This is a genomic window from Nakamurella deserti (genome assembly GCF_003260015.1).
Classification (GTDB): Bacteria; Actinomycetota; Actinomycetes; order Mycobacteriales; family Nakamurellaceae; genus Nakamurella; species Nakamurella deserti.
In genome coordinates this window covers 845,773-864,063 of sequence record NZ_QCXS01000003.1, presented here as the reverse complement: position 1 = coordinate 864,063, position 18,291 = coordinate 845,773, and the positions used below count along the sequence as shown (strand labels likewise).

The window sequence follows — 18,291 nt, the reverse complement described above, 5'->3', positions numbered from 1 at the left end:
CCATGGGCCGGTGGGCCGATCACTGACATAGTGGGGCGACCGACGAGGGGACTCCGATGGCAGTGATCGAGATCCGTGGTCTGCAGAAGACCTACACACGGTTCAACAAGCCGCCCGAGCACGCGGTCCGCGGGCTGGACCTGACCGTCGACGCCGGTGGTGTCTTCGGATTCCTCGGGCCCAACGGCTCCGGCAAGACGACGACCATCCGGCTGCTGCTCGGCCTGGCCCGCCCCGACGGCGGCACCATGACGATGTTCGGCCGGCCGATCCCCACCGACCTGCCGGCGGTCATCGGCCGGGTCGGTGCGCTGGTGGAGACGCCGTTGTTCTTCCCGCAGTTCAGCGGGCGCCGCAACCTCGAACTGCTCGCCTCCGCGACCGGTCTGCCGACGTCCCGGGTCGACGCCATGCTGGAGCTGGTCGACCTGAGCGGCCGCGCCGGCGACCGGGTCAAGGGCTACTCGCTGGGCATGAAACAGCGCCTCGGCATCGCGGCGGCGTTGTTGAAGGACCCGGAGCTGATCATCCTGGACGAGCCGGGGAACGGGCTCGACGCCGCCGGCATCAAGGAGGTGCGGGAGCTCATCGTGCGGCTGGGGGCCGGTGGCCGCACGGTGCTGCTGTCGTCGCACCAGCTGGCCGAGGTCCAGCAGGTCTGCGACCGGGTGGCGATCATGTCGCACGGCGCGGTCATCGCGTCCGGGTCCGTCGCGGAACTGCTCGCCGCGGGGAGCAGCGGTGAGGTCCGGGTCCGGGTCGGCGACCTCGCGTCGGGCGCGGACGTGCTGCGGGCCCGGGGGTTCACGGTCACCCGGGACGACGCCACCCTGCGGGTCGGTGGCGTGACCGACGCCGCCGAGATCACCCGGGCGCTCAGCGACGCCGGGCTCTACCTGTCGGAGCTGTCACCGGTGTCGGCGGACCTGGAGAGCGTGTTCCTGACGTTGACCGGTGAGCCCGGATCCGCGGCCGGTCCGTCGGCCGCGGCCGAGGTGGCCGCGTGACCGCCGTCGACACCTCCGGGTCTGCGACGGCGGGTCCCGGCGCGGAGGCACCGACCTTCAACCGGCTGCTCGCGACCGAGTGGCGGCGGCTGTCGGCCCGGCGGTTCACCCGGGTGCTGCTGCTCGTCTCCGCGGTGGGCTACCTCGTCGCGATGGCGTTCATCTGGTCGCAGCACGCGCAGCCGACCGAGGCCGACTACGCGCAGGCCACCGTGGCGCGCGACCAGCAGGTCGTCGAGATCCAGCGGTCGGTCGACGCGTGCCTGGCCGCCGGCGAATCGAGCGACACCTGCGGCGTCGCGCCGACCGTGGACAGCTTCCCGCTCGACTACTTCCTCGACGCCCGTCCGTTCACGCCGGAACAGGTACCCGGCCTGACGTCGGCGGTCGGGATCGCCGTCGCGATGGCGGCCTTCGTCCTCGCGTCCACCGTCATCGGCGCCGAGTGGTCCAGCCGCAACATCGTGGCCTGGCTGTTCTTCGAGCCCCGGCGGCTGCGGTTGCTCGGGGCCAAGCTGCTGACGCTGCTCGGTCTCGTGGTGGTGCTGGCGTTCGTCGCGCAGGCGATCTGGCTGTCGTCCGCACGCCTGTTGATGTCGCAGCGGGGCCTGCCGGTGTCGTCACTGGGATCGTCGGCCGACGCGTTCTGGCCGACGACGCTGCAGGTGTCGGTGCGGGCGGCGCTGCTGGTGGTGCCGATGGCCGTGCTCGGGTTCGGGTTGGCGAACCTGATGCGCAACACCGCGGCGGCTCTCGGGGTGGCGTTCGTGTACTTCGCGGTCGTCGAGACCGTCCTGGGCGGCATCAGCCCGCGGTTGCAGCCGTACCAGTTCACCGTCGGCCTGCGTGCGTGGGTGCAGGACGGTGGGATCACCGTGTACGGGGACCCGGTCTACGACCAGCAGACCGGCAACCTCGACCCCGAGCTCATCCCGGTGTCCAACCTGCACGGCGGGATCGTGCTGCTGGCCTACGCGGTGGTGGTGCTCACGGTGTCCGTCGCGCTGTTCCGGCGGCGCGACATCACCTGAGGTCCGACCGGAGGGAAGGTCATGAGGGTCCGCTGGGCACTGCTGCTCGCCGTGATGGTGGCCGGGCTGGCGACCGTGCCGGCGCCGGTGCCGGCCTGGGCGTGCTCGTGCGTGGAACGACCGCTCGTCGAGATGGTGCAGGACCCGAGGTCGACGACGGTCTTCACCGCGACGGCGGCGGGTGGTCCCGACCATGCCGGTGACGCCGACGGGACCGGCTACGACACGTGGGAGTTGCGGGTCGAGACGGTCTACCGCGGGCAGGTCGCCCCCACGACGACGGTGTCCACGCACCATCAGGCGTCGGCGTGCGGGATGTCGTTCGAGCCCGGCCGGCGGTACCTGGTCGTCCCCGACGCCGCCGCCACCGTGGGCCTGTGCGGTGCCACCACCGGCGACATCACGCCCGAGGTGATGGCGGTGCTGGGAGCCGGCCACCCGCCGAACGCCGCGACGACGGCCATCGCGCGCACCCCGCCGGACGGCGGAGCCATGGACGGCGGCGAGCCGGGTGGGTGGGCCGTGTGGTGGCCGACCGCGGTCGGAGCAGCGGTGGGGATGGTGCTGCTGGTCGGGGGTCTGTGGGCGGTGCGGCGACGGCGGGGGTGAGGACAGCGCGGGTCGGGGGTGAGGTCCGGTGGCATGGCCCGGCCGGCGACGGCGGCAGCCTGCCGCAACCCGACGACCGCCCCCCGTCACGACGCCGATCGGGCACTGGACCGGAGCGTCCCGCCCTGGCCCCCGTCACGACGCCGATCGGGCACTGGACCGGAGCGTGCCGCCCGGCCCGTCGCGATCCCCGTCGAGGACCACCGGCGTCGCCCGAGCCTCAGCCGACGCTGACGATGTCCCCGTCGCGTGCGAGGCGCCCCTCGGTGACCGCCTCGTCGAGGGCCGCCGCCATGCGGGCCTCGACGTTGGCGGTGACCCGCTTCCCGCCGAAGATGCGGCGGGTGATCCCGAAGACCTCGGCCACCGCGGTCGGTCCCTGCAGCGTGACCACGTCGCGCATCGCGTTGGCCAGCTCGTGGCGCGGGATGTGCTCGGTCGGCCGGAGCTCCGGTTCCGGGGAGCTGCGGAAACCCTCGTACCCGACGGGGTCCACCCGGGCCGGCCAGCACACCGTGCCGTCCTCTGTGCGAACGGTCGACTTCGGGATCACCGCGGCGATGTCGGTGACCCGGCCGGGCGACAACTTGCGCACCTCGAACGACGCGGCGATCAACCGGGCCAGACGCTCGATGTGGATGGGACCTTCGGCGTTGATCCCCTCGACCAGGGCCGCGTTGACCAGTCGGCGGTTCGTGGCCACGTCCAGCTTGTCGAGCACGATGCGGCCACCCTTGGGCCCGGGCGTCCAGGGCACGAACACCGACTCGTGTGGCAGCGTCGCCGCCGGTCGCTCCCTCAACGGCGGCGGGACGTGCGCGTCCGACACCGTGGCCGACGCGGGTGTCCCGACCGCGGCGACGTCGGCGGCCTGACGCGCAGCGGCCTCCTGCTCGCCGGCGGCCGCGGCCCGGCGGCTCGCCTCCTCCGCGGCGGCGACCTCCGCAGCCTGACGGGCGGTCGCCTCCTGGGCGGCGCGCTCGGCCGCGAGGCGGCTGGCCTCGGCGGCCGCCGCCACCTCGGCGGCCTGCCGGTCGGCGGCCTCGGTGGCCTCCCGGGCGGCGCGGTGAGCGGCCTGCTCGCGCTCGCGTTCGGCGATCTGCTCGCGCTCGGCCCGCGCGGCGTGGGCGCGTTCGTCGGCCGCGCGGCCGGCTTCCACCGCTGCCGCCTGCTCGGCGGCCCGGCGGTCGGCGGCCTCGCGCGCTGCCTGCTCGTCGGCGCGGCGATGCGTTGCGGCGGCCTCCTCGGCCTCGGCCGCTTCCTGCGCGGCGCGGTGGGCGGCCTGCTCGCGTGCGCGTTCGGCTTGTGCGCGTTCGGTTTCCGCATGTTCGGCGCGCGCGAGCTGTTCCCGGTCGGCGGCCTCGGCCGCTTCCTGCGCGGCGCGGTGGGCGGCCTGCTCGCGTGCGCGTTCGGCTTGTGCGCGTTCGGTTTCCGCGTGTTCGGCGCGCGCGAGCTGTTCCCGGTCGGCGGCCTCGGCCGCTTCCTGCGCGGCGCGGTGGGCGGCCTGCTCGCGTTCGCGTTCGGCTTGTGCGCGTTCGGTTTCCCCGTGTTCGGCGCGCGCGAGCTGTTCCCGGTCGGCGGCCTCGGCCGCCTCCTGCGCGCCGCGGTGGGCGGCCTGCTCGCGTTCGCGTTCGGCTTGTGCGCGTTCGGTTTCCGCGTGCTCGGCGCGCGCGAGCTGTTCCCGGTCGGCGGCCTCGGCCGCCTCCTGCGCGGCGCGGTGGGCGGCCTGCTCGCGTGCGCGTTCGGCTTGTGCGCGTTCGGTCTCCGCGCGTTCGGCGCGCGCGAGCTCCTCCCGGTCGGCGGCGGCCTGCATGGCTTCCTCGAGCGCAGCGGCCGCTTCCTCGGCCCGGGCGGCGGCGTCGCGCTCGGCGACCGCCGCGGCTTCCGCTTCCGCGGCAGCGGCCGCTTCGGCCCGGCGCCGCTCCTCGGCGTCGGCGGCCTCCCGTGCCGCGGCCGCGCGTTCGGCCTGCTCACGTTCGGCGGCCTGCGCCGCCGCGGCGGCCGCCGCAGCTTCGGCGGCGGCGTCCCGCTCGGCCTGCTCGCGCGCGGCCTCGGCGGCGGCGGCGTCGGCCGCCTCCTCGGCGGCCTGTTCCTCGCGGCCACGGCCGATCAGGGACCGTCCCCAGCGGCGCAGGCGACCCCCGCGGGCGCCGTCCGAGTCGTCGTCGTCCAGCGGTCGGGGCATGGTCGGGCGGTCCTCTCATCGGTTCGTGCAGCGCACCGAGCCTATCGGCCCTTGCGCGCCCGGCCCGGGGCGCGGACCGGCTCAGTCCCCGGTCAACGCCCCCAGCACGGTGCCGAGCCGCGACGGTCGGCCGGTCGCCGCTTCGCGCCGGTCCACCAGCGCCGCCAGCCGTAGCCCCCCGTTGATGCCCGCCCATCGCAGCGGCTCCGGCTCCCACCGGCGCGACCGGTGGTTCACCCACGGCAGCGTGACCAGCTCCGACCCCGTGCCGGTGATCAGGTCGGCCAGCGTCCGGCCGGCCAGGTTGCTGGTGCTCACGCCGTCGCCCACGTAGCCGCCGGCCCAGGCGGTCCCGCTCGCCCGGTCGAAGCCGACCGAGGCGTGCCAGTCCCGCGGGATCCCCAGCGGCCCACCCCATGCGTGCGTGAAGCGGATGCCCCGCAGCGCCGGGAACAGCTCCACCAGCGTCCGCCGCAACGACGCGAACACCGTCGCGTCCGCGTCGAACTCCGGCCGGATCCGCGACCCGAAGTGGTACGGCGCCCCGCGTCCGCCGAAGACGATGCGCCCGTCGTGGGTGCGTTGCCCGTAGATCACCAGGTTGCCGTGATCACCGAACGTCGGCCGGTCCAGCAGCCCGACCGCCGCCGACTGCGCGTCGGTCAGCGTTTCGGTGGCCGTGATCAGCGAATACACCGGAGCCAGCGCGCGGGTCGCGCCCGGAAGTCCCGCGGTGTACGCCTCGGTGGCCCGCACCACCACGTCGGCGGTCACGGTTCCCCGGTCGGTCACCACCCTGCCCGGTGCGATCGAGGTCACCGCCGTCGACTCGTGCAGCGTGACGCCCGCCCCGACGACCGCATCCGCGAGACCACGGACCAGCGCCCCCGGATCGACCGCGGCGCAGTGCGGGGTGAACGTCGCCCCCAGCGCCCCGGTGACGCCACAGACCGAGGCCAGCCCGGCCGGGTCCAGCCACCGGACGTCCTCGCCCCACTGCTCCGATTCGCGGACCGCGGCCTGCGCCCGGACCCGCTGCGCCGGTGTCCGCGCGAACGACAGCTCGCCGCCGCGCGTGACGTGCGCTCCCGGCGCCGCGCCGCGGGCGAACGCCTCGATCTCGTCGATCGAGGACCGGACCGCGCCGCGCATCGCCCGGGCCGCGTCCCGTCCGTAGCGGTGGGCCAGGCCGGCGTCGGACACCGGGAACAGGTCCGACGCCCAGCCGCCGTTGCGCCCGGAGGCGCCGAATCCGGCGTATTCCCGTTCCAGCACCACGATCCGCAGCGACGGGTCGGCGCGGCGCAGGTACCAGGCCGTCCACAGTCCGGTGAAGCCGGCGCCGACGATGGCCACGTCATGGCTGCGGTCGCCCGGCAACGGGTCCCGCGGCGTCCGCGACACCCCCTCCCACCACAGCGGCGCCACCACTACAGCAACGTCCAGGCCTCGCTCAGTACGCCCCGCAGGATCTGCTCCATCTCGTCGAAGATCGCCTGGTCGGAGATCAGCGGCGGAGCGAGCTGCACGACGGGGTCGCCGCGGTCGTCGGCGCGGCAGTACAACCCGGCGTCGAAGAGCGCGTGCGACAGGAACCCGCGCAGGATGCGCTCGCTCTCGGCCGGTGTGAACGTCTCTTTGGTGATCTTGTCCTTCACCAGCTCGATGCCGTAGAAGTAGCCGTCGCCGCGGACGTTGCCGACGATCGGCAGGTCCTCGAGCTTCTCCAGGGTCCGGCGGAAGTCGTTCTCGTGGCGGAGCACGTTGCCGAAGAGGTCCTCGGACTCCATCAGGTCGAGGTTCGCCAGCGCCACCGCGCACGACACCGGGTGACCGCCGAAGGTGTAGCCGTGGGCGAAGCTGACGTCGGCCGCGGCGAACGGCGCGAAGATCCGGTCCGAGATCAGCGTCGCGCCCAGCGGCGAATAGCCGGAGGTCAGGCCCTTGGCGGTGGTGATGATGTCGGGCACGTAGTCGAACTTCTGGGCCCCGAACATGGTGCCCAGCCGTCCGTAGGCGCAGATCACCTCGTCGGAGACCAGGAGGACGTCGTAGCGGTCGCAGATCTCGCGGACCCGCTGGAAGTATCCGGGCGGCGGCGGGAAACACCCCCCGGCGTTCTGCACCGGCTCCAGGAAGACCGCCGCGACCGTGTCCGGCCCCTCGGCCAGGATGGCCTCCTCGATGCGGTTGGCCGCGTACAGGCCGAACGCCTTCTCGTCGCCCGCGAGGTGTTCGGGTGCCCGGTAGAAGTTGGTGTTCGGCACTCGGAAGGTGCCCGGCACCAGCGGCTCGAACGCCTGCTTGAACGGAGGCACCCCGGTGATCGACAGTGCGCCGGCGGTGGTGCCGTGGTAGGCGATCTCGCGTGAGATCACCTTGTACTTCCCGGGCTTGCCGACCAGCTTGTAGTACTGCTTGGCCACCTTCCACGCGGTCTCGACGGCCTCGCCGCCCCCGCTGGAGAAGAAGACCTTGTCGAGGTCACCCGGGGCGGCGGCGGCCAGCCGGTCGGCGAGCTCGATCGCCGTCGGGTGGGCGTACGACCAGATCGGGAAGAAGGCCAGCTTCTCCGCCTGCTTCGCCGCGGCTTCGGCCAGCTGCCGCCGGCCGTGCCCGACCTGCACGGTGAACAGCCCGGACAACCCGTCGAGGTACCGCTTCCCGTGGTCGTCGAAGATGTAGGCACCCTCGCCCCGCTCGATGACGGGCACGTCGGCGTGCCCGTAGGACCCCATCCGGGTGAAGTGCATCCACAGGTGGTCGTGGGCGCGGGCGGTCGGCGTGCTGGTCATCGGGTTCCCCAGGTGTAGGTCTGCTTGGAAAGCTTCAGGTAGACGAAGGTCTCGGTGCTGCGAACGCCCGGGACGAGCCGGATGCGGTCGCTCACCAGGTGCAGCAGGTGGTCGTCGTCGGCGCAGACGACCTCGGCGAGGATGTCGAACGATCCGGCGGTCGCCACGACGTAGTCCACCTCCGGCATCGCCGTGAGGACCTCGGTGACGGCGGAGATGCTGCCCTCGGTCCGGATCCCGACCATCGCCTGCCGGTGGAACCCGACCTGCATCGGGTCGGTGACCGCCACGATCTGCACGACGCCGGACGACACCAGGCGCTGCACCCGCTGCCGCACCGCGGCCTCGGAAAGCCCGACCGCGGCCGCGATGGTGGCGTACGGGCGCCGGCCGTCCTGCTGCAGCTGTTCGATGATGGCCAGCGAGGTCGGGTCCAATGACGCCGCCGCGTCCCCCTTCCGGGCGCGCTCGGCCAGTGGGCGACCCGAACCGGGACCGACGTCGACCGTCGACGGTGAATTGGTCGTCATAACGACATCTTCACACCACTGTCTCGGGATCTGCAACAGAATCCGTTGTCACGCACCGTTCACGCAGCGGAAATCGTAGCCTGGTGCGATGGTCGACGGAGTCGCGGGAGCACGGGCGCGTCGGTCGCCGACGGTCGACGGAGATGGTTGCCCGCGCGGACGGGGGATGTCACCATTCCCCGGATCGCCCCGTCGGCCCTGTGGGTGCCGAGGCATCGTGATGCACCGGGAGAATCGACAGGGTTGCAGCGATCGACTGCACCGTCCGTTCGTGAGAAGGAGCAACTGTGGCCGCATCGAGGTTCCAGGGGATGACCGCACCGCGCAGGCCGGGCCTTTCCCGCCGCGGCTTCATGTCGGCGATGGGGATGGGCGGCGCCGCCGCGTTCCTCGCGGCGTGCAGCACCCCGGCCGCGGCGCCGGCCACCAGCCAGCCGGCCACGGACTCCTCCGACACCGACAAGAAGGTGGCCTGGTCCAACTGGCCCTTCTACATCGACATCGACGAGGCCGACCCCACCAAACACCCGACGTTGGAGGCGTTCACCGCCGCCACCGGGATCGCGGTGGCCTACACCGAGGACGTCAACGACAACGACGAGTACTTCGCCAAGATCCAGCCGCAGCTCAGCGGCGGGCAGGCCATCGCCGCCGACCTGTTCGTGGTGACCGACTGGATGGTCGCCAAGCTGGCCCGGCTCGGGTTCCTGCAGGACTTCGACTACGCCAACATGCCGAACGCCAAGGCCAACCTCGCACCCTCGTTGCAGGAGATCTCCTACGACCCGGGCCGCAAGCACTCGATCACCTTTCAGTCGGGACTGGCCGGCATCGCCTGCAATCCCGCCGCCTTCGGTGGCTCGTCCGTGGTCTCGATGGACCAGATGCTCACCGACCCGGCCCTGGCCGGGAAGGTCACCTGTCTCACCGAGATGCGTGACACCGTCGGCCTGACGATGCTCGACATGGGCTACGACCTCGAGAACTTCACGATGGAACAGTTCGACAAGGCGATCGCGAAGCTGCAGACCGCGGTCGACTCCGGGCAGATCCGCCGCTTCACCGGCAACGACTACGGCGCCGACCTGTCCGCCGGGAACGTCGTCGCCTGCGTCGGCTGGACCGGCGACGTGATCAGCCTGCAGGAGGACTCGCCGGACCTCGAGTTCGTGGTCCCGGAGGCCGGCTGCACGCTCTGGAGCGACAACTTCGTCATCCCGGTGCGGACCCCGCACAAGAAGAACGCCGAGCTGCTGATCGACTGGTACTACAAGCCCGACATCGCCGCGAAGGCCGCCGAATTCATCTCCTACATCTCACCGGTCGTCGGGGTGGACAAGGAGATGGCGACGCTGGCGCCCGAGCTCCTGGAGGACCCGCTGGTCTTCCCGGACGCCGCCACGCTCGGCCGCGCCAAGGTCTTCCGCGAACTCAGTGAGGAAGAGGAGAACCGGTGCAATGAGGCCTTCGCGAAGCTGACCGGCGGATGACCACCACGCCCGACCTCTTCGCGGGCTCCGGCGCCCTGCGCATCCGTGGCCTGCAGAAGCATTACGGGAGCTTCGCCGCGGTGGACGGTATCGACCTCGACGTGCCGGAGGGGTCGTTCTTCGCGCTGCTGGGACCTTCCGGCTGCGGGAAGACGACCACGCTGCGGATGGTCGCGGGGCTCGAGGAGCCGACCGCCGGTTCGATCGAGATCGGCGGCCACGACGTCGCGCGGCTCCGGGCCCACCAGCGGCCGGTCAACACCGTCTTCCAGAGCTATGCGCTGTTCCCGCATCTCACCATCTACGAGAACATCGCCTTCGGTCTGCGTCGCCGCAAGGTCGACGGCATCGACGCCAAGGTGCGCGAGATGCTGGAGCTGGTCGACCTGGGGCACCTCGCCCAGCGCAAGCCGACCCAGCTCTCCGGCGGCCAGCAGCAGCGGGTCGCGGTCGTGCGGGCCCTGGTCAACCGGCCGAAGGTGCTGCTGCTCGACGAGCCGCTGGGGGCGCTGGATCTCAAGCTGCGCCGGCAGATGCAGCTGGAACTGAAGCGCATCCAGACCGAGGTGGGCATCACCTTCATCCACGTCACCCACGACCAGGAGGAGGCCATGACGATGGCCGACACCATCGCGGTGCTGAACAAGGGCCGGGTGGAGCAGATGGGGGCACCGGTCGACCTCTACGAGAACCCGGCCACCGCCTTCGTGTCCGGCTTCCTCGGTCAGTCGAACCTGTTGCCCGCCACCATCCTCGCCCGCGAGGGTGACGTGATCACGGTGAACAGCGAGGGTTTCCGGCTCGCGATGCCGGCGTCGCGGGCCCACGCCGAGGGCCCGGCGGTGCAGGTGGGGGTCCGTCCCGAGAAGATCCAGATCGCCGACGAGGGGCAGGCCCCGTCGATGACCAACGTCATCGACGGCGTCATCGTCGACGCGTCCTTCATCGGGGTGTCCACCCAGTACCTCGTCCGCACCCCGGCCGACGAGGAGATCACCGTCTTCTCGCAGAACACCTCGACCACGCTGCGCCGGGTCGGGGACCGGGTGTCGCTGTACTGGGATCCGGCCCACACCTTCGCTCTGGCCGAGAACGCGGCCGAGGTCGCCCTCGCCGCGGAGATCGCCTCGTGAGCACCGGCACCGGCGCCGGCACCGGCGCGACGGCGACAGGGAGCTCGCGGTGACGGCCCTCGCCCATGTCGTCCCGACCGGCGGAGGAGCGACGCCACCGCCGGAGCCGGGGCGCGGCCGGAAGCTGACGCCCTACTTCCTGCTGCTCCCGGCCGGTCTCGCGCTGGTCGTGTTCTTCCTGGTGCCGATCCTCACCCTGTTCAACACCTCGCTGCAGAGTGGCAGTCTCGAGCAGGGCTACTCGTTCACCTGGAGCTTCAACCACTACTGGGAGGTCTGGGTCCAGTACTGGCCGCAGTTCCTCCGGTCGTTCGGGTTCGCCGCCCTGGCCACGGTCCTCACGATCCTGATCGCCTACCCGCTGGCCTACACGATCGCCTTCAAGGCCGGGCGGTGGCGCTCGGTGTTGCTGGTCCTGGTCATCGCCCCGTTCTTCACCAGCTTCCTGATCCGGACGCTGGCCTGGACGACCATCCTGTCCGACAACGGCGTGGTGGTGGACTTCCTCCGTTCGACCGGCGTCCTGGGCCTCACCGATCTCGTCGGGCTGACCACCGGCGACCGGGTGCTGGCCACGCCGTTGGCGGTCATCCTCGGCCTGACGTACAACTTCCTGCCGTTCATGGTGCTGCCGCTCTATGCGTCGCTGGAGAAGCAGGACCGCAACCTGCTGCAGGCGGCCGGCGACCTGTACTCGAGCTCCTGGCAGAGCTTCTGGAGGATCACCTGGCCGCTCTCGCTTCCCGGCGTGATCTCCGGGACGCTGCTCACGTTCATCCCGGCCGCCGGCGACTACATCAACGCGACGTTCCTCGGCTCGACCCGACAGGCGATGGCGGGCAACGCGATCGATGCTCTGTTCCTGCGCATCCGCGACTACTCGCACGCCGCCGCGCTGTCGATCTCGCTGATGGTGGCGATCGTCGCGCTCGTCGTCTACTACGTCCGCCGGTCCGGCACCGAGGAGCTCGTATGACCACCCGCTCGGACCAGCGGACCTCCCGGCCGGACGTCCCGCGTCCGCCGGCGAAGGCCACCCCGGCCCCCGCCCCGCCCCGGCTCGGCCGCTGGCTGCGCGACCACGCGGTGGTCTTCTTCGGCTCGCTGGGCCTGCTGTACCTGTTCACGCCGATCTTCGTCGTCGTGGTGTTCTCGTTCAACAAGCCGGCCGGGTCGTTCAACTACACCTGGTCGCAGTTCTCCCTCGACGCCTGGACCAACGTCTGCGACGTCGCGGGCCTCTGCGACTCGCTCGTGCTGAGCATCAAGATCGCGCTGCTCTCCACCGTCGCGGCCACCATCCTGGGCACCCTCGCGGCGTTCGCCCTGGTGCGACACCGCTTCCGTGGTCGGGGCCTCGCCAACATCCTGATCTTCGTGCCGATGGCGACGCCGGAGGTCGTGGTCGGGTCGTCACTGCTGGTGCTCTTCGTCAACATGGGCTTCCCGCTGGGGCAGACCACGATCTGGATCGCGCACACCATGTTCTGCCTGTCGTTCGTCATCGTGACGGTGAAGGCGCGGCTCGTCGGCCTGGACCCGCGGCTGGAGCAGGCCGCACAGGACCTCTACGCCGGCCGCTGGGAGACCTTCCGCCGCATCACACTGCCGCTGATCCTCCCCGGTGTGGTGGCCGCCGCGATGCTGTCGTTCTCGTTGTCGTTCGACGACTTCATCATCACCAACTTCAACTCCGGGTCCGAGGTCACCTTCCCGATGTTCGTGTGGGGCGCGGCCAAGAAGGCGCTGCCGCCACAGATCAACGTGATCGGCACCGCGATGCTGCTGATCGCCCTGGCGGCCGTGGTCATCGGCCGTTTCGTGAGCGCGCGGCGGGCGAGGTGATCGCGACGTGTCCTCTTCCCCGACGAAGACCCGCGGCCTGCTGAACGTCATCGACGGCGTCCTCCGCGACGGCTCCGGCGACCCCTTCACCGTGCTCGATCCGGCCACCGGCCGCGCGCACACCGGGTACGCCCTCGCCGGCCCGGCCGAGGTCGACGACGCCGTCGCGGCCGCCCGGCGGGCGTTTCCCGGATGGTCGCGGGCGACCCCGGGGGAGCGCGCCACCGCAGTGCACGCGCTGGCCGCCGAGCTCGGCGCGATGGCCGGTGAACTCGCCGACGCGGAGACCGCGCAGACCGGCAAGCCGCTGCGGTTCGCCACCGACTTCGACGTCGCCGGCACCGTCGACAACGCCGCGTTCTTCGCCGGTGCCGCCCGGGTGCTGGAGGGTTCGGCGTCGACCGAGTACTCGCCCGACCACACCAGCAGCATCCGCCGGGAGGCGGTCGGCGTCGTCGGCTCCATCGCGCCGTGGAACTACCCGCTGCAGATGGCCGGCTGGAAGATCCTGCCGGCCATCGCCGCCGGCAACACCATCGTCCTCAAGCCCGCCGAGATCACCCCGCTCACCGCGGTGCTGATGGCCCGGGCCGCCCAGCGCGCCGGGATCCCGGACGGCGTCGTCAACGTCGTGACCGGCACCGGAGCGGTCGCCGGCGACGCGCTCGTCGGACACCCGGACGTCGACATGGTCAGCTTCACCGGCTCCACCGGGGTCGGTCGCCGGGTGATGGCCCGCTGCGCGGAGCGCGGCGCCCGGGTGCACCTCGAGCTCGGCGGCAAGGCGCCGTTCGTGGTGTTCGCCGACGCCGATCTCGAGGCGGCCGTGCACGGCGCGGTGGCCGCGAGCGTCATCAACACCGGGCAGGACTGCACCGCGGCGACCCGGGCCTACGTGCACGTCTCGCTGCTGGACGCGTTCGTCGCCGGGGTCGCCGACCTGTTCGCCGGCATCCGGCTGGGCGATCCGCGCGACCCCGACACCGATCTCGGGCCGCTGTCCAGCGCCGCCCACCGGGACAAGGTCGCCGGCATGGTGTCCCGGGCCGCGGCCGGGGGAGCACAGGTCATCGCCCCCGGCCGGCTCCCCGACGGAGATGTCGCCGGCGGCTTCTGGTGCCGTCCCGCGCTCGTGGTGGGGGTCGGTCAGCGCAGCGAGATCGTCCGGGACGAGGTCTTCGGCCCGGTGCTCACCGTCACCGGATTCACCGACGACGACGAGGCGCTGCGGCTGGCCAACGACAGCCCGTTCGGGCTCGCGGCGTCGGCCTGGACCGGCAGCGTCCACCGGGCGTTGCGGGCGTCGCGGGAGCTGCGTGCCGGGACCGTCTGGATCAACGACCACATCCCCATCTTCTCCGAGATGCCGCACGGCGGTGTCGGTGCCTCGGGCTTCGGCAAGGACATGAGCATGTACTCACTCAACGACTACACGGTGGTCAAGCACGTCGCGATGGACCTGACCGCCCACGCCCGGAAAGCCTGGCACCGTACCGTTTTCACTGACAGGTCACCCGACCTGCAGGTTCCCCCCACGATGTAGAAAGCGATCCGATGAACTCCCGCCGCTACAGCTCGGCCCACCGCCGGCTGGCAGTCAACGCGCTCTCCGACGCCGAGCCCTCGTGTTACTGGCTCGACGACGTGGACGCCCCCGATCCACGGGACACGTTGACGGGAGGCGACACCGCTGACTTGGTTGTGGTGGGGGCCGGCTACTCCGGCCTCTGGACCGCTCTCATCGCCAAGCAGCGCAACCCCGAGCGGGACGTGGTGCTGCTGGAGGGGAAGACCATCGGCTGGGCGGCGTCCGGCCGCAACGGGGGGTTCTGCTCGGCGTCGCTCACCCACGGTCAGGCCAACGGGATGGACTGGTACCCCCGGGACATGCCACGGCTGGAGAGACTCGGCCGGCAGAACCTGGCCGGCATCGTCGAGACGATCGAGAAGTTCGGCATCGACTGCAAGCTCGAGAAGTCCGGCGAGCTGCGGGTCGCGACCATGGAGTACCAGCTGGCCGACATCTGGGTCGACTACCAGCGGATGCTCGACTTCGGTGACGACGCCGTTCTCCTCGACCAGGACGCGGTCCGGGCCGAGCTCAAGTCGCCGACGTTCCTCGGGGCGGTCTGGTCGAAGGACAAGACCGTGATGGTCGACCCGGCCCGGCTGTGCTGGGGTCTCGCCGACGCGTGCGAGGAGCTGGGCGTGCGGATCTACGAGAACTCCTGGGTGAATTCGATGGTGCGTGAGGGCGCGACGATGGTGCTGACCACGCCGACCGGCACGGTGCGGGCGAACAAGGTCGCGTTGGGCACCAACGCGTTCCCCTCGTTGCTGAAGCGGGTGCGGCCGTATGTGGTGCCGGTCTACGACTACGCGATCGCCACCGAGCCGCTGACCGACGACCAGCTGGCGTCCATCGGCTGGAAGAACCGTCAGGGCGTGGGCGACTCCGGGAACCTGTTCCACTACTACCGGCTCGGTGAGGACAACTCCATCCTCTGGGGCGGTTACGACGTCGTCTACCACTACGGCGGCAAGATCGACGACAGCTTCGATCAGCGGCCGGAGACGTTCCAGCGGCTGTCCGAGCACTTCTTCGAGACCTTCCCGCAGCTGGAGGACGTGAAGTTCAGCCACACCTGGGGCGGCGTCATCGACACCTGTTCGCGGTTCTTCCCGTTCTACGGGACCGGCCACGGCGGGAAGGTCGCGCACGCCACCGGTTTCACCGGTCTCGGCGTCGGCGCCACCCGTTTCGGCGCGCAGGTGATGCTGGACCTGTTGGACGGCAGGAAGACCGACATCACCGAGCTGGAGACCGTCCGCGGCAAGCCGGTGCCGTTCCCGCCGGAGCCGCTGCGGTCGGGAGTCATCAACATGACGAAGTGGTCGGTCGAGCGGGCCGACGCCAACGAGGGCAAGCGCAACATGTGGCTGCGCACCCTCGACCGGTTCGGGTTGGGCTTCGACTCCTGAGCCCGGCTCGGACCTGACCCGAGCCCACGGCCGCTTTCGGCGTGAGTATCACCGGGATCCGGCGATCATCACGCCGAAAGCGGCGGTTCGGGGCTCGAGGACCCGGGGTCAGAGGTACTGGCCGGTGCCCTGACCGGGACCGTGCTGCTCGCCGCCGCCGCCCTGCCCCGGGGGCAGGCCCCGGCGCATCTGCTCGATCTGCATCTTGGCGGCCATCTGCTGGGCCATCAGCGCGGTCTGCAGCCCGTGGAAGACGCCCTCCAGCCACCCGACCAGCTGCGCCTGGGCGATGCGCAGTTCGGCGTCCGACGGCGTGGTGTCGTCACTGAACGGCAGGGCCAGCCGGTCCAGCTCCTCCGAGAGGTCCGGCGTCAGACCGGACTTGAGCTCCAGCAGCGACGCGGCGTGGGTGCGCTTCAACCGCTCCCGGCTGGCCTCGTCCAGCGGCGCCGAGCGGACCTCCTCGAGCAGCTGCTTGATCATCGTGCCGATGCGCATCACCTTGGCCGGTTCGCCGATGGCGTCGGCCGGGCTGAGCGACTCGCCGCCGCCGAAGTGCTGCACGTTGCCGGTCACCGACGCGTCGCCGCTCTCCGGCTGGCCGTCCGGGCCGATCACCACGATGCGCTGCCCCTGGGGTTCGCTCACGTCTGTCCCTACGTCTCTCTCGTCGCGCATGCCGCGGTCCATTGTCCCCGACGCCACGGCGTCAGGGGACGGTCAGCAGGACCTTGCCCCCGGGAGCGGACCCGGAATCCAGCGCCGCGTGGGCGGCGGCCGCCTCGGTGATCGGCATCCGGGCGCCGATCACCGGCCGGATCGCCCCGGACGCCACCAGCGGCCACACCTGGTGCTCGACCTCGGCGACGATGTCGGCCTTGGAGCCGCGACCGGTCACCGGCCGGGAGCGCAGCGTCGTGCCGAGCACGGTGGCCCGCTTCGTCAGCAGAGCGCCGAGGTCCAGCTCGGCCTTCGCGCCGCCCTGCATGCCGATGATCGTCAGCCGTCCCAGGGTGGCCAGCGCGGACACGTTGCGCTGCAAGTACTTCGCGCCGATCACGTCCAGGACGACGTCGACCCCGCGGCCGTCGGTGAGCTCGCGCGCGACCTCGACGAAGTCCTCGTCGTGGTAGTCCACAACCCGCTCCGCCCCGAGGTCCAGGCACCGCTGCCGGCCGGCGGCCGAGCCGGCGGTGACCATCACCCGCAGCCCGAGGGCCACCCCGAGCTGGATGGCGAAGGTGCCGATCCCGCCGGTACCGCCGTGCACCAGCAGCGTCTCGCCGCGCTGCGCACGGCCGGCCATCACCACCGTCGACCACACCGTGCAGGCCACCTCGGGCAGTCCGGCGGCGTCGATCAGGTCGACCCCGCCGGGGACCGGCAGCACCTGGACGGCGGGCACCGCGACCCGCTCGGCGTAGCCGCCGCCGGCGAGCAGCGCGCAGACCTCGTCACCGACCCGCCAGCGCCCGACGTCGGCGCCGACGGCGTCGATCACGCCGCTGCACTCCATGCCCAGGACCTCGCTCGCTCCCGGCGGCGGCGGATACTGCCCCTTGCGCTGCAGCAGGTCCGCACGGTTGATGCCGGCCGCAGCCACCCTGATGACGACCTCGTCCGGCCCCGGTGCGGGGTCGGGTGCGGGGGTCCAGGTCAGTCGGTCTCCGTCGATCGCGATGGCGTGCATGCGGCCCAGTCAACCATCGGGTCAGGAGGCGAGGACGGTCCGGATCTCGGTGACGAGGCCGTCGGTGACGGTGAGGATGTCCACACCGCGGACCACCGGCTCGCCGTCGACGGGTCCGAGGGCCCAGCCGAGCAGGCCGAAGTCACCGTCGACGTACGCGGGCCCGTCCTCGCGGAAGGTGAAACCGGGTGGGGCCTGCCCGATGAGGGTGGCGGCGCGCCCCTCCAGGGCGTCACGGCCGACCACGGTGCCCTCGGGTTCGACGAAACGGACGTCCTCGGCGTAGACCCGCTCGATCGCCGCCCGGCGGGAGGCGGCGTCGCGGTTGCCGAAGACCTCGTGGAGGCTGGCGGTCAGCAGTGCTGCGGTGGTGGGCATCGTCACTCCCTGGTTCGGTGGTGAAGCCAGAGTAGGTGAGGTTTCACCCAAGCTGGACGGTGGGTCCGGTCATACTCGGAGGTCCGAGAGGAGAGCCCATGGCACCGGACCGTGCAGTACCGCCCGAGTCGCCGTTCGCTCTGCTCACGCCCGAGCAGGTACGGGCCTGGTACGCGTGGATGAAGCTGCAGCTGCGGCTGCGCTACGAGATGAACCGACAGTTGCGCGCCGACAGCGGCATCTCACTCTCCGACTACGACGTGCTCGTCGCGCTGACCAGCGCGCCGGACGGCCGGATGCGGATGGCGGCCCTGGCCACCCGCATCGGCTGGGAGCGCAGTCGCACCTCCCACCACGTGCGCACGCTGGCCGGGCGCGGCCTGGTGACCAGCGGCCGGGCGGCCGACGACGGGCGGGCCACCGACGTCGCGCTGACCGCGACGGGCCGGGACACCCTGCGGGACGCCTCACCGCAGCACATCGCGCTCGTCCGGCGGATGTTCTTCGAGGGGCTGACGCCGGCTGCGGTGGCCGAGCTCGCCCGGAGCCTGGAGACCGTCTACGAGAAGGTCATCGAGCACGGCACCCTGCCGCGGCCCGACGACCACCCCTGAGG

At 71.6% G+C, this 18,291-nt stretch carries 18 protein-coding genes; 11 read left to right on the top strand and 7 right to left on the bottom strand.

Annotation, left to right across the window (positions count from 1 at the left end):
- Window positions 1-56: 56 nt before the first annotated feature.
- The 3 genes from DB033_RS17230 to DB033_RS17220 are packed head-to-tail and all read left to right on the top strand — an operon-like array spanning window position 57 to window position 2,647.
- A complete protein-coding gene (locus tag DB033_RS17230; RefSeq protein ID WP_111768085.1) occupies window positions 57-1,007 on the top strand; it encodes an ABC transporter ATP-binding protein in 951 nt (316 codons plus the stop codon).
- Complete coding sequence (locus DB033_RS17225) at window positions 1,004-2,038, top strand: hypothetical protein (protein ID WP_111768084.1); 1,035 nt, start codon at window positions 1,004-1,006, stop codon at window positions 2,036-2,038. The genes DB033_RS17230 and DB033_RS17225 overlap by 4 nt, the downstream gene beginning before the upstream one ends.
- 21 nt (window positions 2,039-2,059) lie before the next feature.
- Window positions 2,060-2,647, top strand: a complete 588-nt coding sequence (locus DB033_RS17220) for a hypothetical protein (protein WP_111768083.1) — start codon at window positions 2,060-2,062, stop codon at window positions 2,645-2,647.
- Between the two features lie 220 nt (window positions 2,648-2,867).
- On the opposite strand, the gene DB033_RS17215 is transcribed toward DB033_RS17220, so the two are convergent.
- Complete coding sequence (locus tag DB033_RS17215) at window positions 2,868-3,806, bottom strand: hypothetical protein (RefSeq protein WP_157970761.1); 939 nt, start codon at window positions 3,804-3,806, stop codon at window positions 2,868-2,870.
- On the opposite strand from DB033_RS17215, the gene DB033_RS17210 reads away from it, so the two are divergent.
- Window positions 3,714-5,006 carry a hypothetical protein gene (locus tag DB033_RS17210; protein WP_111768081.1) on the top strand — a complete coding sequence of 431 codons (1,293 nt, stop codon included), beginning with the start codon at window positions 3,714-3,716 and terminating at the stop codon, window positions 5,004-5,006. The genes DB033_RS17215 and DB033_RS17210 overlap by 93 nt on opposite strands.
- Here DB033_RS17210 and DB033_RS17205 read toward each other — a convergent pair.
- Genes DB033_RS17205 through DB033_RS17195 form a run of 3 tightly spaced genes read right to left on the bottom strand, consistent with a single transcriptional unit; the run spans window position 4,914 to window position 8,157 of the window.
- On the bottom strand, window positions 4,914-6,263 hold the full coding sequence (locus DB033_RS17205) for an NAD(P)/FAD-dependent oxidoreductase (protein WP_205843967.1): 1,350 nt from the start codon (window positions 6,261-6,263) through the stop codon (window positions 4,914-4,916). The genes DB033_RS17210 and DB033_RS17205 overlap by 93 nt on opposite strands.
- Window positions 6,263-7,627 (bottom strand): aspartate aminotransferase family protein, encoded by a 1,365-nt coding sequence (locus tag DB033_RS17200; protein WP_111768080.1) that lies wholly within the window; start codon window positions 7,625-7,627, stop codon window positions 6,263-6,265. The genes DB033_RS17205 and DB033_RS17200 overlap by 1 nt, the downstream gene beginning before the upstream one ends.
- Complete coding sequence (locus tag DB033_RS17195) at window positions 7,624-8,157, bottom strand: Lrp/AsnC family transcriptional regulator (RefSeq protein ID WP_111768079.1); 534 nt, start codon at window positions 8,155-8,157, stop codon at window positions 7,624-7,626. The genes DB033_RS17200 and DB033_RS17195 overlap by 4 nt, the downstream gene beginning before the upstream one ends.
- A gap of 311 nt (window positions 8,158-8,468) precedes the next feature.
- Between DB033_RS17195 and DB033_RS17190 the strand changes: the two genes are divergently transcribed.
- From DB033_RS17190 to DB033_RS17165, 6 genes are read left to right on the top strand one after another with little or no spacing between them, the layout of a single operon-like run.
- A complete protein-coding gene (locus DB033_RS17190; RefSeq protein ID WP_111768078.1) occupies window positions 8,469-9,647 on the top strand; it encodes an ABC transporter substrate-binding protein in 1,179 nt (392 codons plus the stop codon).
- Window positions 9,644-10,780 carry an ABC transporter ATP-binding protein gene (locus DB033_RS17185; protein ID WP_111768077.1) on the top strand — a complete coding sequence of 379 codons (1,137 nt, stop codon included), beginning with the start codon at window positions 9,644-9,646 and terminating at the stop codon, window positions 10,778-10,780. Before DB033_RS17190 ends, DB033_RS17185 begins: the two co-directional genes overlap by 4 nt.
- 49 nt (window positions 10,781-10,829) lie before the next feature.
- Entirely contained in the window at window positions 10,830-11,756 is a 927-nt protein-coding gene (locus DB033_RS17180; RefSeq protein ID WP_111768076.1) for an ABC transporter permease, read from the top strand.
- Window positions 11,753-12,625, top strand: a complete 873-nt coding sequence (locus DB033_RS17175) for an ABC transporter permease (RefSeq protein WP_111768075.1) — start codon at window positions 11,753-11,755, stop codon at window positions 12,623-12,625. The genes DB033_RS17180 and DB033_RS17175 overlap by 4 nt, the downstream gene beginning before the upstream one ends.
- Before the next feature lie 7 nt (window positions 12,626-12,632).
- Window positions 12,633-14,168, top strand: coding sequence for an aminobutyraldehyde dehydrogenase (locus tag DB033_RS17170; protein WP_240615954.1), 1,536 nt, complete (start codon window positions 12,633-12,635; stop codon window positions 14,166-14,168).
- Between the two features lie 11 nt (window positions 14,169-14,179).
- Window positions 14,180-15,607 (top strand): NAD(P)/FAD-dependent oxidoreductase, encoded by a 1,428-nt coding sequence (locus tag DB033_RS17165; RefSeq protein WP_111768074.1) that lies wholly within the window; start codon window positions 14,180-14,182, stop codon window positions 15,605-15,607.
- A 108-nt stretch (window positions 15,608-15,715) separates the two neighbouring features.
- On the opposite strand, the gene DB033_RS17160 is transcribed toward DB033_RS17165, so the two are convergent.
- Genes DB033_RS17160 through DB033_RS17150 form a run of 3 tightly spaced genes read right to left on the bottom strand, consistent with a single transcriptional unit; the run spans window position 15,716 to window position 17,675 of the window.
- Complete coding sequence (locus DB033_RS17160) at window positions 15,716-16,297, bottom strand: bacterial proteasome activator family protein (RefSeq protein ID WP_420814088.1); 582 nt, start codon at window positions 16,295-16,297, stop codon at window positions 15,716-15,718.
- A gap of 19 nt (window positions 16,298-16,316) precedes the next feature.
- Window positions 16,317-17,297: an NAD(P)H-quinone oxidoreductase gene (locus DB033_RS17155; RefSeq protein ID WP_111768072.1), complete on the bottom strand. Its 981-nt coding sequence runs from the start codon at window positions 17,295-17,297 to the stop codon at window positions 16,317-16,319.
- 21 nt (window positions 17,298-17,318) lie between these two features.
- Window positions 17,319-17,675 (bottom strand): nuclear transport factor 2 family protein, encoded by a 357-nt coding sequence (locus tag DB033_RS17150; protein WP_111768412.1) that lies wholly within the window; start codon window positions 17,673-17,675, stop codon window positions 17,319-17,321.
- Between the two features lie 98 nt (window positions 17,676-17,773).
- Here DB033_RS17150 and DB033_RS17145 point away from each other — a divergent pair, with 98 nt between their 5' ends.
- Window positions 17,774-18,289 (top strand): MarR family winged helix-turn-helix transcriptional regulator, encoded by a 516-nt coding sequence (locus tag DB033_RS17145; RefSeq protein ID WP_111768071.1) that lies wholly within the window; start codon window positions 17,774-17,776, stop codon window positions 18,287-18,289.
- Window positions 18,290-18,291: the final 2 nt, after the last annotated feature.

Bases quoted from the DNA above. Each gene is read 5' to 3' on its own strand.
- DB033_RS17175 (WP_111768075.1), top strand. From the start codon at position 11,753: ATGACCACCCGCTCGGACCAGCGGACCTCCCGGCCGGACGTCCCGCGT.
- DB033_RS17190 (WP_111768078.1), top strand. From the start codon at position 8,469: ATGACCGCACCGCGCAGGCCGGGCCTTTCCCGCCGCGGCTTCATGTCG.
- DB033_RS17230 (WP_111768085.1), top strand. From the start codon at position 57: ATGGCAGTGATCGAGATCCGTGGTCTGCAGAAGACCTACACACGGTTC.
- DB033_RS17195 (WP_111768079.1), bottom strand. From the start codon at position 8,157: ATGACGACCAATTCACCGTCGACGGTCGACGTCGGTCCCGGTTCGGGT.
- DB033_RS17150 (WP_111768412.1), bottom strand. From the start codon at position 17,675: ATGCCCACCACCGCAGCACTGCTGACCGCCAGCCTCCACGAGGTCTTC.
- DB033_RS17165 (WP_111768074.1), top strand. From the start codon at position 14,180: ATGAACTCCCGCCGCTACAGCTCGGCCCACCGCCGGCTGGCAGTCAAC.
- DB033_RS17185 (WP_111768077.1), top strand. From the start codon at position 9,644: ATGACCACCACGCCCGACCTCTTCGCGGGCTCCGGCGCCCTGCGCATC.
- DB033_RS17160 (WP_420814088.1), bottom strand. From the start codon at position 16,297: ATGGACCGCGGCATGCGCGACGAGAGAGACGTAGGGACAGACGTGAGC.
- DB033_RS17200 (WP_111768080.1), bottom strand. From the start codon at position 7,627: ATGACCAGCACGCCGACCGCCCGCGCCCACGACCACCTGTGGATGCAC.
- DB033_RS17155 (WP_111768072.1), bottom strand. From the start codon at position 17,297: ATGCACGCCATCGCGATCGACGGAGACCGACTGACCTGGACCCCCGCA.
- DB033_RS17220 (WP_111768083.1), top strand. From the start codon at position 2,060: ATGAGGGTCCGCTGGGCACTGCTGCTCGCCGTGATGGTGGCCGGGCTG.
- DB033_RS17145 (WP_111768071.1), top strand. From the start codon at position 17,774: ATGGCACCGGACCGTGCAGTACCGCCCGAGTCGCCGTTCGCTCTGCTC.